The organism is Teredinibacter franksiae (assembly GCF_014218805.1).
In the GTDB taxonomy this organism is placed as follows: domain Bacteria; phylum Pseudomonadota; class Gammaproteobacteria; order Pseudomonadales; family Cellvibrionaceae; genus Teredinibacter; species Teredinibacter franksiae.
In genome coordinates, this window is sequence record NZ_JACJUV010000001.1 from 1,075,232 (window position 1) to 1,088,441 (window position 13,210).

At 48.9% G+C, this 13,210-nt stretch carries 11 protein-coding genes; 5 read left to right on the forward strand and 6 right to left on the reverse strand.

What is annotated here, in order from left to right; translation table 11 throughout:
• Positions 1-73 precede the first annotated feature (73 nt).
• Positions 74-1,369 carry a diguanylate cyclase gene (locus tag H5336_RS04310; RefSeq protein WP_185231741.1) on the forward strand — a complete coding sequence of 432 codons (1,296 nt, stop codon included), beginning with the start codon at positions 74-76 and terminating at the stop codon, positions 1,367-1,369.
• 83 nt (positions 1,370-1,452) lie between these two features.
• On the opposite strand, the gene H5336_RS04315 is transcribed toward H5336_RS04310, so the two are convergent.
• Both H5336_RS04315 and H5336_RS04320 read right to left on the reverse strand, forming a co-directional pair.
• Positions 1,453-1,959, reverse strand: a complete 507-nt coding sequence (locus H5336_RS04315; protein WP_221627979.1) for an EF-hand domain-containing protein — start codon at positions 1,957-1,959, stop codon at positions 1,453-1,455.
• Positions 1,960-2,375: 416 nt separating this feature from the next.
• Complete coding sequence (locus H5336_RS04320) at positions 2,376-3,392, reverse strand: aspartate carbamoyltransferase (RefSeq protein ID WP_185231743.1); 1,017 nt, start codon at positions 3,390-3,392, stop codon at positions 2,376-2,378.
• Between the two features lie 429 nt (positions 3,393-3,821).
• Between H5336_RS04320 and H5336_RS04325 the strand changes: the two genes are divergently transcribed.
• Entirely contained in the window at positions 3,822-4,712 is an 891-nt protein-coding gene (locus tag H5336_RS04325; protein ID WP_185231745.1) for a DUF2971 domain-containing protein, read from the forward strand.
• Here the strand turns inward: H5336_RS04325 and sbcB are convergent.
• Entirely contained in the window at positions 4,700-6,121 is a 1,422-nt protein-coding gene (gene sbcB / locus H5336_RS04330) for an exodeoxyribonuclease I (protein WP_185231747.1), read from the reverse strand. The two genes, H5336_RS04325 and sbcB, sit on opposite strands and share 13 nt — an antisense overlap.
• 66 nt (positions 6,122-6,187) lie before the next feature.
• On the opposite strand from sbcB, the gene can reads away from it, so the two are divergent.
• Positions 6,188-6,820: a carbonate dehydratase gene (gene can, locus H5336_RS04335; protein ID WP_185231749.1), complete on the forward strand. Its 633-nt coding sequence runs from the start codon at positions 6,188-6,190 to the stop codon at positions 6,818-6,820.
• 2 nt (positions 6,821-6,822) lie between these two features.
• Here can and H5336_RS04340 read toward each other — a convergent pair whose 3' ends face one another.
• Entirely contained in the window at positions 6,823-7,692 is an 870-nt protein-coding gene (locus H5336_RS04340; protein WP_185231751.1) for a LytR/AlgR family response regulator transcription factor, read from the reverse strand.
• Between the two features lie 183 nt (positions 7,693-7,875).
• Here H5336_RS04340 and H5336_RS04345 point away from each other — a divergent pair, with 183 nt between their 5' ends.
• Positions 7,876-8,961 carry an acyltransferase family protein gene (locus H5336_RS04345; protein WP_185231753.1) on the forward strand — a complete coding sequence of 362 codons (1,086 nt, stop codon included), beginning with the start codon at positions 7,876-7,878 and terminating at the stop codon, positions 8,959-8,961.
• 167 nt (positions 8,962-9,128) lie between these two features.
• Here H5336_RS04345 and dcd read toward each other — a convergent pair whose 3' ends face one another.
• Together dcd and apbC are read right to left on the reverse strand one after the other, a co-directional pair.
• Complete coding sequence (gene dcd, locus H5336_RS04350) at positions 9,129-9,698, reverse strand: dCTP deaminase (protein ID WP_185231755.1); 570 nt, start codon at positions 9,696-9,698, stop codon at positions 9,129-9,131.
• A 63-nt stretch (positions 9,699-9,761) separates the two neighbouring features.
• Positions 9,762-10,850 carry an iron-sulfur cluster carrier protein ApbC gene (gene apbC, locus H5336_RS04355; RefSeq protein WP_185231757.1) on the reverse strand — a complete coding sequence of 363 codons (1,089 nt, stop codon included), beginning with the start codon at positions 10,848-10,850 and terminating at the stop codon, positions 9,762-9,764.
• Between the two features lie 198 nt (positions 10,851-11,048).
• Between apbC and metG the strand changes: the two genes are divergently transcribed.
• Positions 11,049-13,070: a methionine--tRNA ligase gene (metG, locus tag H5336_RS04360; RefSeq protein ID WP_185231759.1), complete on the forward strand. Its 2,022-nt coding sequence runs from the start codon at positions 11,049-11,051 to the stop codon at positions 13,068-13,070.
• Positions 13,071-13,210 lie beyond the last annotated feature (140 nt).

The following is a 13,210-nucleotide window of genomic DNA, read 5'->3' on the forward strand; positions in this document are numbered from 1 at the left end:
TCGACGCAAGCGCTTTGTGGTAGCTGTGATAAACTTTGTTCAGGCTTTGTAAAAATAATTCGCCGGTACCCAGATGAAAATACTTGTAGTAGAAGACAGTCCAACGCTCCGACACGCTACAAGCACCTATATACGTAAAGCTGGCCACGAACCCATTATCGCCACCTGTGGAGAGGAGGCCTTACAGGTCGTGGACGGCAACCCCGTCGATATGATTATCATGGATGTTGAAATGCCCGGTCTGGATGGCTTCGAAACAACACGCCTTATTCGCGAGTGGCTGGGCGACCACTGGATTCCCATTATTTTTGTTACCGCCCACAGCCATGAGGATAGCCTACTCAAAGGCATTGAGGCCGGTGGTGATGACTACCTAATCAAGCCCGTAAGCTCGGTTATCCTTACCGCCAAAATAGGTGCCATGGAACGCATTGTCACCATGCGTGACCAACTCCACGAAGCCAATAAAGAACTGAAACGCCTGAGCGAAAAAGACGGCCTAACTAACCTCTACAACCGCCGCACCTTCGATACCCGCGCCAGAGACTACTGGAAAATGGCGACTCGCACCCAGGAGCCGGTGGCGATTTTGGTGCTAGATGTCGACCACTTTAAGCTCTATAACGACGAATACGGACATCAAGCGGGCGATGAGTGCCTGCGGCTGATTGCCACCGCTTTAAGGCATTGCCTGAATCGTCCTGGCGATATAGTTGCTCGCTACGGTGGCGAGGAGTTTATTGCACTACTCCCCAACACCCCAGAAAAAGGGGCCATGCATGTAGCCGAGCACATTCGCAAAACCATTGAAGCGCTGCATATCAAACACCGTGCGTCCAAAAGCAGCGACAGGGTAACAGTCAGTATTGGCGTGTCATTATCCGCCTTCACTACGGGCACCAGCTTAAGCAACCAAATCCAGCTGGCTGACAAAGCCCTCTACAAATCCAAGCGCGCCGGTCGCAATCGCGTTACGTTACACAACTACGCCCCCAACACCAGCGTACTGGTAGTGGACGATGATGCCACCAGCCTCGCCGTCATCAGCAAAGTCCTCAAGGGCCACTGTGCGCTGGTAAGCACACAAAATGGTGAAGACTGCTTGCGCCTAGCGAGGGAAATACAGCCAGACGTGATACTCCTAGACGTGTACTTACCCGGCGTAAACGGTTATGAAATTTGCCAACTTTTAAAAGATGACGACATAACAGCGGACATACCGGTAATACTGATTTCGGTGTGCGAGGAAGAAGAACTGCACCATTTCGGGCGCCAGGTAAAAGCCAATGCCTGCTTGCAAAAACCGTTAGACAGACACCTGCTAGTGGCAAAAATTCGTCAGTACTTACTGCCCGCAAGCACCAAATAACCTTTTCAGTAGACACAAAAAAGCCGCCTCAAGCAGGCGGCTTTTTTATTACTTTAACGTGCGGCTAATTTAGCTGAAAGAACTTAATCTAGCTCTGTACGAATGCAAACCCAAAACAGACAATGTACATTTTCTTCTGGGCTTTTTAGCTCTTTCGACAAATTCACCTTTTTCTCTGGCGGTGCACTGGTGATTTCGTCCGTGCTGATATTACCATCGCCGTTATGGTCGAAGCGCTCAAAACTACCTAAATAAGAGCAATACTCATCGCCAGAAAGGTTGCCGTCCTGATCCAGATCGAGTTTGTTAAAGCGCGCTTTCAGTAGCATTTCTCGTTTGGCTACATCCAGCTTAAAATACTCCTCAAAAGAAACACCTCCATCGGAGTTGTCATCCATACGCGAATAAATCTGCTTACGCTTATCTGAAATCTCATCAACGGTGATCAAATTGTCGCCGTTTCCATCATATTTGGCTAACAACCACAGATCATCTGCACTGGATTCTGGTTGCGCCACTACATTCCCTGAAAGTATACAGCCTGCAAGCACCGCTCCTGCCAGCCCGCGGAAAACGTTAAGGCCTGTCATTACTTCCACCTCTTTAATTTAGTTTTTTTATTTGTTATAGCGTTTTGGCAACAATATGTTACCGGAGTTCACCCTCCTTGTGCACGACCTCCCATTAACAGCCTTTTCGCACACCTACTCTATACGCGCGCGCAGGCCCATGATAATTACAGCAGTCACTTGCCAACCTTTCCTAATTAACAGTGTAATCCTGTTAACTCGATCACCCTACCAACAAGTTCACACTTTTGGCTGATCTATCACCCCGAAGTATGCCTAATAAACAAACAAACGGGAAGTTCTGATTATAAGTCAGTTTAAAATACCCGCTCTTTACCCATATCAAGAATTCAATCACGCCATAAAACCAAATAGTTATAAGCTTCGTCACTCTCCAAACCCAGAAAACAACACTAAAGCACTAGATCTTACGCTAACTACTCATTGGCTCTTCTGTGATACCAGTTCACATCCCGAGAATGTGAATCGACTTGGTCTACCACGTCTAGAATCATCGCGAATAACGCCATTCTCACCAGCACACCGTTGTCTGCTTGACGAAAAATGGCCAAGTTGGGGTTCTGGTTAAGGTCGTTGTCGAGCTCGTTCGCATCGGAGCGCGAGTCGCGTGGTAATGGGTGCATAATCACGGTATTGGGTTGGCAGTATTTCGTGTAAATGGCTTGATTCAAGCGGAACCGTCCTCGATACAAGTCAGCTTCTTCCTTAGATGAGAAACGCTCTTCCTGAATACGGGTTGAGTAAACGATATCGACCTGACTGATACTCTGGTTAAGTTCGGACGACACCGTGACCCTATGGCCGGCCGAGCGTAAATTTTCAACATAACTTTCTGGCATAGCCAACTCGCCCGGCGACACCAAAACAACGTCCAAGCACTCATAGAGAGCCAGTAAGCGACTCAGGGAGTGTACGGTTCGACCGTGCTTTAGATCACCGATCATGGCGATTCGCAACCTGTCCATGCTACCGCCCTTAGCCTTCACCTCTTTCTGAATAGTGTACAGGTCGAGTAACGCCTGGCTAGGATGCTCATTCGCGCCGTCACCACCATTAACCACCGGAACACGACTAGCGGAAGCGAACTCGGCTACAGAACCGGCTTCCGGATGACGCATGCAAATAACGTCGCTGTACCCGGAGAGCACTCTCGCGGTATCGTACAAAGATTCACCCTTGGCGATTGCCGAGCTTTTAAAGCCCGTGGTCTCACGCACTTCACCGCCCAGCAGGTTAAAGGCACAGCCAAAACTCACGCGAGTACGCGTGCTGGGCTCAAAAAACATATTACCGAGAATCGCACCCTCCAAAACACGCGTAACACGCTTGCGCAGCGCATAGGGTTCCATACTGTCGGCAACCTTAAAAATTTGTTCAATATCTTCGCGGGAGAATTGTTCAACAGAAAGGACGTGGGAACCAGCAAATCTCACAGGCTGAACCTCTTATTAGGATAAAATAGGACGACTTTAGTTGGCCAACATTCTACTGCCGTGAGCAGCCCAGCCCAAGCGATAAGATCAATCAGAAGCCGTTTACACAAATAGACTCACCTTAAAACCCGCTGTCTTAACGGCGGTTAAACGGGTTAAATGAGTAAAAAACGCCACAACCGCCCTAAAAGCCCTACCTACACAGCGGAAACACATAACCTCACTATTTAGCGGGTCCACGTATCTATAGAGGTTAAGCCATCCGTTTTCGGGGAAATATCGAAAAACAGCCGGTAGGGCACCACTATTAATTCCAGCAAGCCTGGGCTAATCCCGCGTCCAAACTCTACAAATGGCTTAAAAAAGACTAAGCTTTATGAATAGTTATACGCTTTTTCCACGATCTCACACCAAGGCAGGAACGAACCGGTGGCAAACCAGCCAGAAAAACTGTTTAAATATTGTTCAACCAGTACTGCTGTGCAGATATTGGAAAGCAGAAAGCTGCGCTGGAGTTCACCCTCGGTGTTCAACGACCCACTGGAACTCAGCCACCTGACAGAGGCTAACTTTGATCGGGACGCACTGCTTCAAGCCACCATTAAGCTCGCCTCCTCTATGATTTTTTCTTCGAGCAACCCTAGAGGAGACACGCCCTTAATTAATGCTATAAAACGTTGGCGTGAAGAAGAGCGATTTGAAGACCCAGAAGAAGCCGAAACGGTACTGGGTGAGCTGTTGGCGAAAATGGTAGATCAACGCATGCTACTGGTGAAGCAATTTGTAGAAACTTGGCAGCAGTATAATAAGCAGACGAGAATATGCTGTTTTACGAGTAGGCCGGACAGTGTTGTCGCTTGGGACTTATTTGCCCAGGGTCACAGTGGTGTTTGCTTTCGCTTCGACGCCAGTGGAGATGCCAGTGCAGCTGATGCATCCGCGATCGAATACCGCAATCAACGCCCAGAACTCGTTGACCTACGCATGCAAATCGATGCCATTCTATACAACCAACCCATGGATGATCACTTTGATTTCAGCCAGTTTTTACGGATAAAGCCGCCCAGCCGAAAGCTCGAAATGGAGTGGCGATGTTTTCGCCAATCACCGAACGTCGATATAGGTAGCGATTTCAGTCAATGGACAGACGACATCGAGTTCCAAGCTGAAGAATTGTCGGCCGTATGTTTTGGTATCGACATCAAAGACAAAGACAAAGAACACATTCAGCGTTTACTTAAAGACCAGTACACCAACGCACGCAGCTACCAAGCCAATCTGGCTGCAGGTAAATACGACCTAGAGATTCAAAAACTTTGAAGCACCCCAGCTGCATATACTTCCAAATTACGCAGAATACCCTCCTCCTCACTTGAAACATCGCCACTTCGCAGCTTGGCAATACAGTCCATAAACTCAACGTGAGACAAACAACCTTCACCCCCCTCCATTAACCTCTGCTGACAATGCTCCTGCCACTCAGCTTGCTCGGCGGCATTAAGCGACTCAGGAAAGCTTCTAGCTTTATAACGCAGTAACATACGATTTAACCGCGGGTCATCAAATACAAACTGAGTATTCGCCAACGTCTCTGCTGTTGCCTTGCGCAAAACCGCAGACTGTTTTTTATCGTCCTCTTTTAAAAAGCCACTATATAACTGCTGCTCTGGATCGGTGCGCGGCTCAAAATGATCCGCTAGGTAAAGTGAATTGAGCTTTTCGGTAATATCCTTAGCAAGCAATTGCTGCCAATGATGCTCGCAGGTTTGCTTGTTGATTTTAAGGCGGGCCGCAGCGCGCTCATCAAGTAACTTGGGCGTTGCCAAAATTGGGCAACGATTTAAATGCACAAGCTTAAGAGGAATACGCGCAACGCCCTCGGGCAATTCGGCGGTCGCGGTAAAAACTCGCTCGCGAATAGCCTCCACACCCAAATTTAGAAGAGGCTGAGGGTCAACGCTCAGGTCATAGACCACCACCGCATTTTTGTTGGTGGGGTGCATGGCGAGTGGCACTATCAACGCCGCACACCCATGATCGGCTGAAAACCGCGACGATATATGCAACAACGGTTTTTTATTTTTAACGTCGATCATCGCCGCCGCACGCTGCTTGCTCTTGTTAGACAACACATAACGATAAAGATCTGGCTGAGCGGCGCGTACCCGTTTTGCCAACTCAATCGTCGCAGCTACATCGGAGTATGCATCGTGCGCTGATTGGTGCGCAATACCATTGGCAACAGTAAGGTTTTCTAGTTTAAAACTTGGTCGACCATCAACCATTGGCCACTCTATTCCCTCCGGGCGTAAGGCATAGGTTAGGCGCACCATATCAATAATATCCCAACGAGAATTGCCATTGCGCCACTCCCGCTCATAGGGATCGTAAAAATTTCGGTAGAGCGTATAACGCGTAACCTCGTCGTCGAAGCGCAAAGAGTTGTAACCCACTACGCAGGTCGCTGGCTGGGCAAACTCACGGTGAATTTTTTGGATAAACTCACGCTCGCGCAACCCTTCACTTTGCGCCTGCTGAGGTGTAATACCCGTTATTAGACAGGCCTGGGGCTGAGGCCAAATATCTTCGGGAGGGCGACAAAACAACACTAATGGGTCGCTTACAACATTTAGGTTTTCATCCGTGCGAACGCCGGCAAACTGACTCGGCCGGTCAATGGCCGGACTGGCCCCCCAGGTTTCATAATCGTGCCAATAAAAAGTATTCATAACTTTTCTGAAGTTGAGGTGATTAGGTATACTCTCACAAGCGATAACTGTCGGTAATTTTGCACTATGAATGATCTCAATAATCTTTTCCAGAACAACCAACACTGGGCTGAAGCTATAAAAGCTGAAGATCCCGCTTTTTTTGAAAAGCTGGCCAAACAGCAAGAACCCGAGTACCTGTGGATCGGCTGCGCTGATAGCCGGGTTCCGGCAAATGAAATCGTAGGCTTATTACCCGGAGATTTATTTGTCCATCGGAATATTGCCAACTGCGTCGTCCACACAGACCTAAACTGTTTAAGCGTTATATTCTATGCGGTGCAGGTCTTAAAAGTTAAACATATTATTGTGTGCGGTCACTATGGTTGCGGCGGTGTGCAGGCCGCCACCGTCAATCAGCAATTCGGTCTAGTTGATCATTGGGTAAGAAATGTACGCGATGTGTACTCACAACACTTGGAGGAACTGCAAAGTATCACCGATGATAAACAAAGGGTGGATCGACTGTGCGAGCTAAATGTACACCAGCAAGTTAACCATGTTAGCTATATACCGGCCATTCAAAATGCCTGGGCCAGCGGACAACCTCTCGCAATTCACGGCTGTATCTATGGCATTAAAGATGGGTTATTGAAACAAATCACCGATACCATTAGCTGTATCGACCAAGTTGCAGAAGAGTATCAGGTAACAAGCTAGGTTCACGTCGCGGTAGCCAAAGTAAGGGTTTTTCGGTATTTACGGCTCACCGGTACCTTGTCCCCCCGCTGGAGGTGCGCCACCGCATCTCCACTTTCCTGCCCCTGAATCTCCCGCAGTACGTTTAAATTGATAATATGCGACCGATGAACACGCACAAATTGCTTGGCGCCGCCTAGGCGTTTGGTCATGTTACTCATTGTTTCCCGCAAAGGGTATACGCGCTCATTGATATAAATATTGGCGTAATTTCCAGCGGCCTCAATACGTTCGATATCGCGTGTAAGAATTAAAAACTCTCGCCCCAGCTTTTTCACCAGCAAACGTTCGCCAAGGGCCTGAGGCTCTGTTGTATGCGCCACGCCAAGCTCCCCGTCACCCTCCTCAACCAAACTCGCCTCGCCCTGCAGCCTTAAGAGCACAAACCGATACAGATAGATGATTGAAAGATAGGCCGCATAAGCGCGCAAATCCTTGAGGTACTCATAAAAGAATTCCAACCACACATGGCCGAAATGGTACTCACTCGCCATCAGCCAATATACCAGCTTGCGCAGCATTACCATTGCCCCAACATGAAGCACACTAAAGATCAGCGAAAAAGCCAAATGCCAAAGTAAACGTCCAGGGAAACCTTGCCAGCACAGCGGCCTGAACCGGTCCAACACAATAATAAGGGGTATTAGGCCCAATTGAACAAGCATGCTGGATGACTCCCAGGCAATGGGCTCCCAAGCTGAAATAGCAATTCCCTGTCGATCAAAATCCAGCAATACAACGACGATATTACTCACACAAACAAGTGTGAATAATACAACCCAGAAGAGTGGTTCAAAAAACCACCGACGCTTTAAATACAGTTGAAGGTTCATACCGCGGAGCATATCACCTGAGAGGTGCGCACTGAAATCCGTTCAAGTGCCAACACGGTCGTCACAATTACCCACGGTTGGTCACAGAGGCCCGTCACTCCAACACTTCTAGGTAGATTCACCGATAGTCAAAGGTTGCAATGGAAGCACTTTCACTCAACTAACGATTTACCGGAGACCCCCATGGAACGAAACGCTAGCCTTGACCATATCCGAATAGGCCTAACGGCACTGGTCGTATTTCATCATACCGCGCTTGTGTATGGTGGCTCCGGGAGCTGGTACTGGCGAGAACAGCCCGACGCCTCCAACATGGTGCTGGTAATTTTCAACTGTATTAATCAGTCGTTTTTTATGGGCTTTTTCTTCCTGCTGGCGGGCTATTTTTCCGCCGCTGCACTTGCACGAAAATCAACAAACACTTTTTTATGGGACAGGGTCGTTCGGCTGGGACTGCCCTTGCTCGCCTATTATTTTCTACTCTCCCCCTTCACTATTGCCCTGGCCTCCTATGCAGACGGTGATTCATTCTTCAGCAGTTTGTCATACGCATGGCAAAACAAGCTTTTCGGCCCCGGTCCGCTGTGGTTTGTCGCTGCACTCTTAAGTATGTCCATAGGCTATTTACTGCTACGCCGCATCACCCCAAAATGGTCAATCTCTATTCAATCGCTGCCGCCATATTTTGCCCTTTTAGGTGTGATCACAGGGTTAGGTTTAGTGTCATTTAGTATTCGTATATGGCTACCCGTGGGTGAGGAAGTTCTGTGGATGCAGCTAGGCTATTTTGCACCCTATATATTTTTATTTGCCGTGGGTGTATTCAGCCATTCTTCGCATTTGCTTGAGCGCATAACATTGCAACAATGCAAGCCTTGGTTTATCACGTCTTTTGTGGCGTTACTGCTACTGGGCTGGGCGCTCACCACTCGCTGGGAATTAGGAGGTTTTAATGGGGGCTGGAACCTAAATGCACTGTTTTATGCACTCTGGGACCCGCTGTTTTCGACGGGGGTTATGCTGGGAATGTTATGGAGCTTTCGTCGCTGGGCTGGTCGAGCCTCCGCACTCTCTCGCATTGTCGCCCGCCGAGCCTACGCGGTATTCATTATTCACCCACCGGTGGTGGTTTTTGGCTCGGCTCTAGCGTCTCATTTATCCATGGGGCCGCTTGTAAAACTGATCATTGTAGGAAGCTTTGGGGTGCTGAGCTGCCTGGCCCTGGCCTCGTTATTACTCTTGGTTCCGGGAGTAAAACGGGTACTCTAAAGGGCCTCCGTAGCTTTGCTGTAGGGTTATTCCGTCTAGTTTTTTGCCTCTTTTTTGCTTCTGCCTATACAGAGGGGTTCAACCTGCCTCCGTTTCAATGATCGGCAAACGGAGGAGGCTTGCGTTTAAGCCCTGGAATTTAAGCCCTGGAATTTAAGCCCTGGGGTTTAAGTCTTGGGGAGCGTAACGCCCGTTTGCCCTTGGTACTTGCCCCCACGATCTTTATAGGAGGTAGTACACACTTCATCACTTTCAAAAAACAGCATCTGCGCGACACCTTCATTTGCGTAGATTTTCGCAGGTAAAGGCGTGGTATTTGAAAATTCCAGCGTTACATGACCTTCCCACTCGGGCTCCAGAGGCGTGACGTTTACAATAATTCCGCAGCGAGCGTACGTCGACTTACCCAGACACACGGTTAGCACTGAGCGCGGAATACGGAAGTACTCTACGGTACGGGCAAGAGCAAAGGAGTTAGGGGGGATAACGCAGACATCCTTCTTGATATCGACAAAACTGGCCTCATCGAAATTCTTTGGGTCTACCACCGCAGAGTGAACGTTGGTAAAAATTTTAAACTCGTCGGAGCAGCGAACATCATAGCCATAACTGGAGGTGCCGTAGGATATCAGCCGGTTGTCATTGCTGTCGTAGCGCACCTGGCCCGGCTCAAAAGGTTCAATCATGCCTTCCTGCTCAGCCATACGGCGAATCCACTGGTCGGATTTGATGCTCATGCGTTCCTCTCTTCTTTCAAATATTAAATGCTGTGGGGATGATAGTGGTCAGGCTAGCGCTAATCAATCATCCGAAAAGGATATTTCAGGCCCAGCCGTGCCCGCCAATGATTGCAGCCAAAGTGACAAGGTTACCTGCCGGGCAATACTGCGGTATTCCGCACTCACACTGGAATCCGGCTCGTGCACAACCGGGGGCTTGCCCGCATCGGTCTGCTCTCGAATAGACATGGTCAGCGGCAATCTGCCCAATACATTTACACCGTACTCTTCTGCCAAGGCCGCACCACCTTTTTCACCGAATATCGCTTCCGCATGGCCACAATTCGAGCAAATATGGGTCGCCATGTTTTCAACAACACCCAGCACAGGAATATGTACCTTATTAAACATTTCGATACCCTTACGCGCATCAAGTAGGGCGATATCCTGAGGCGTAGTAACAACAACAGAACCCGATACAGGGACCGCTTGTGACAGGGTTAACTGAATATCCCCGGTACCCGGCGGCATATCGATAACCAAATAATCTATATCGACCCAGTGGGTATTTTGCAGCAACTGCTGCAGAGCGCCACTCACCATAGGACCGCGCCAAACCATAGGCGTTTTGTCGGTAACCAGATTCCCCATGGAAACTACTTTTAACCCGTGGGCGGCGATTGGCTCGATCATGTTCGGCCCGTACATTTCCGGGCGCTTATCAGCAACACCAAGCATTTGAGGTTGACTCGGGCCATAGATATCAGCATCGAGAATACCCACACTGGCGCCCGCCTGAGCCAGCGCCAAAGCAATATTGACGGTGGTGGTGGACTTACCCACGCCGCCCTTTCCCGATGCCACGGCAATAATATTTTTAACCCCCGGCACACTGCTAACGCTGGCCGATTGTAAAGATTTCGCAGGCAATATATTGGTCTGAAACCCCAGTTCGATATTCTCGGCGTTGAGACCCGCAAGGGCTTGAGAGATGGCGGACTGCAACTGCGCGGTAATATCCGCTCCGTACACACCTTGATTGACCAAAATTCGAACAACCCCATCTTGATTTGAAAGCTCACAAATGCGGCTAAGGGGAAGCCCATCCAACAACGGAAAACTCACAGCCGAAAGGGCTGATTCCACACTCTCCATCAGGTTACTACTCATGGTTACCTCCAAGGATGATCGATCGAATTAAACAGGCGGGCAAAGTACCACTGTGACGGCTCTCATTCAATTAATGCGTACAACAAACGGCCAGAGAAAAGGCAGAAAAAACAGCTATTTAGTGGTATAGTTTCGCGCCCGAAAAGCCGGCCACTCGCAGGCTAAACAATTCCCGCCGGACAGATGATCAAATAAGTCATGAGTGAACAACGCAAAATTTTGGTAACAAGCGCCCTTCCCTACGCCAACGGCTCCATTCATCTGGGGCACATGGTAGAAACGATTCAAACCGATATTTGGGTGCGCTTCCAAAAACTGCGCGGTCACGACTGCCTGTACGTCTGCGCTGACGATGCCCACGGCACCGCTATAATGTTGCGTGCCGAGCAGCTGGGGATTACCCCTGAGCAACAAATCGCCAAGATCCAGGAAGAGCATGAAGCCGACTTTAATGACTTCCTCATAGAATTCGACAATTACCACTCTACTCATTCAGAAGAGAACAAAGAGCTGTCGAGCCATATATACACGCAGTTGCAGAAAAACGGACACATTGCCACGCGCTCCGTAACCCAGGCTTATGACCCAGAAAAAAACCTGTTTCTTGCCGACCGCTACGTCAAAGGCACCTGCCCAAAATGTAAAGCGCCCGACCAATACGGGGACAACTGCGAAAATTGCAGTGCCACCTATTCGCCGATGGAATTAATCAATCCAATATCGGTAATTTCTGGCGCAACCCCGGTAGCAAAAGATTCCGACCACTACTTCTTCACTCTGCCGGAATTCACCGACTACCTAAAAGACTGGACCCGCGCTGGGCACCTGCAAGACGAAGTCGCCAACAAGTTAGCAGAATGGCTAGATTCAGGTTTGCAAGAGTGGGATATCTCGCGCGATGCACCTTATTTTGGTTTTGAGATACCCGGCCACCCCGGAAAGTATTTTTACGTTTGGCTCGACGCGCCCATCGGTTACATGGCCAGCTTCAAAAACCTGTGCGACAAATCCGACACCCTAAAGTTTGACGACTACTGGCGTGCAGACTCAAAACACGAGCTTTACCACTTTATTGGCAAAGACATAATAAACTTCCACGCGCTATTCTGGCCCGCGATGCTCAGTGATTCGGGCTTCCGAACACCCACAAAGGTATGCGTACATGGCTTTCTGACCGTAGACGGTAAAAAAATGTCCAAGTCGCGCGGTACTTTTATTAATGCGCGCACTTACCTTAACCATTTGCAACCGGAATACCTGCGATACTATTACGCAACCAAATTAACCAACAGCGTCGACGACCTCGATTTAAATCTAGACGATTTCATTGCCAAAGTGAATTCTGATATGGTCGGCAAGGTGGTCAATATCGCCAGCCGAACAGCAAAATTTGTGGCGAAGTCTGGTGGCAAACTGTCTGCCACCATCGCCAACGAAACACTGTGGAATAAATTTGAGCAAGCCGACAGCAAAATTGCACAGGCCTACGAAAACCGAGAATTCAGCAAAGCCATGCGTGAAATTATGGCGTTAGCCGATGCCGCTAACGAATACATCGCTGAACAGGCCCCATGGTCGCTGGCCAAAGAAGCCGGCAACGAACAAAAGGTGCTCGACATTTGCACTATGGGTATTAACTGCTTTAAAGCATTAATGACCTATTTAAAGCCAGTATTGCCCGCCACAGCAGAAGCCTCCGAGGCATTTTTAAACTGCAAGCTAGAGTGGGCCAAGCCCATTATCTTTTTGGGCGATCACAAAATTAACAAATTCAAGCCGCTGATGATACGTATAGACAGCGACAAGGTGAACGCAATGATTGAAGACAGCAAAGAAGATATTGCCGCTTTGGAAAGCAAACCCGAGGGCTGGCTAGGTAAAGAGCCAATTGCCGATGAAATAGAATTCGGTGAATTTGCCAAAGTCGATTTACGTGTAGCACTCATTGCTAACGCAGAACATGTTGAAGGTGCCGATAAACTCCTGCGCCTAACACTCGATTTAGGTGGCGACACCCGTAACGTTTTTGCCGGCATAAAAAGCGCCTACCAACCGGAAGATTTAATTGGTAAAAAAACCATCGTGGTTGCCAACCTTAAACCACGCAAAATGAAATTTGGGTTGTCCGAAGGTATGGTGTTAGCCGCAGGACCTGGTGGCAAAGATTTATTTATTCTAGAACCCCATGAAGGCGCGGAGCCAGGCATGAGGGTTATGTGAACGCACTATAGCTGGGGGCCGCCGCTTACCATTAACCAGAAGGTGGTGTAAGCGACACTCCAGATTCCAGCAGGCCAAAGGCCGCTCCAAAAGTGAAGCGCCCCAAAATTAGCGCAACCTTCGAGCCAGCTAAAAGCCAA

Coding starts and splice junctions, on each gene's coding strand:
- H5336_RS04310 (WP_185231741.1), top strand. CDS start 74: ATGAAAATACTTGTAGTAGAAGACAGTCCAACGCTCCGACACGCTACA.
- H5336_RS04315 (WP_221627979.1), bottom strand. CDS start 1,959: ATGACAGGCCTTAACGTTTTCCGCGGGCTGGCAGGAGCGGTGCTTGCA.
- sbcB (WP_185231747.1), bottom strand. CDS start 6,121: ATGAATACTTTTTATTGGCACGATTATGAAACCTGGGGGGCCAGTCCG.
- can (WP_185231749.1), top strand. CDS start 6,188: ATGAATGATCTCAATAATCTTTTCCAGAACAACCAACACTGGGCTGAA.
- H5336_RS04340 (WP_185231751.1), bottom strand. CDS start 7,692: ATGAACCTTCAACTGTATTTAAAGCGTCGGTGGTTTTTTGAACCACTC.
- H5336_RS04345 (WP_185231753.1), top strand. CDS start 7,876: ATGGAACGAAACGCTAGCCTTGACCATATCCGAATAGGCCTAACGGCA.
- dcd (WP_185231755.1), bottom strand. CDS start 9,698: ATGAGCATCAAATCCGACCAGTGGATTCGCCGTATGGCTGAGCAGGAA.
- apbC (WP_185231757.1), bottom strand. CDS start 10,850: ATGAGTAGTAACCTGATGGAGAGTGTGGAATCAGCCCTTTCGGCTGTG.
- metG (WP_185231759.1), top strand. CDS start 11,049: ATGAGTGAACAACGCAAAATTTTGGTAACAAGCGCCCTTCCCTACGCC.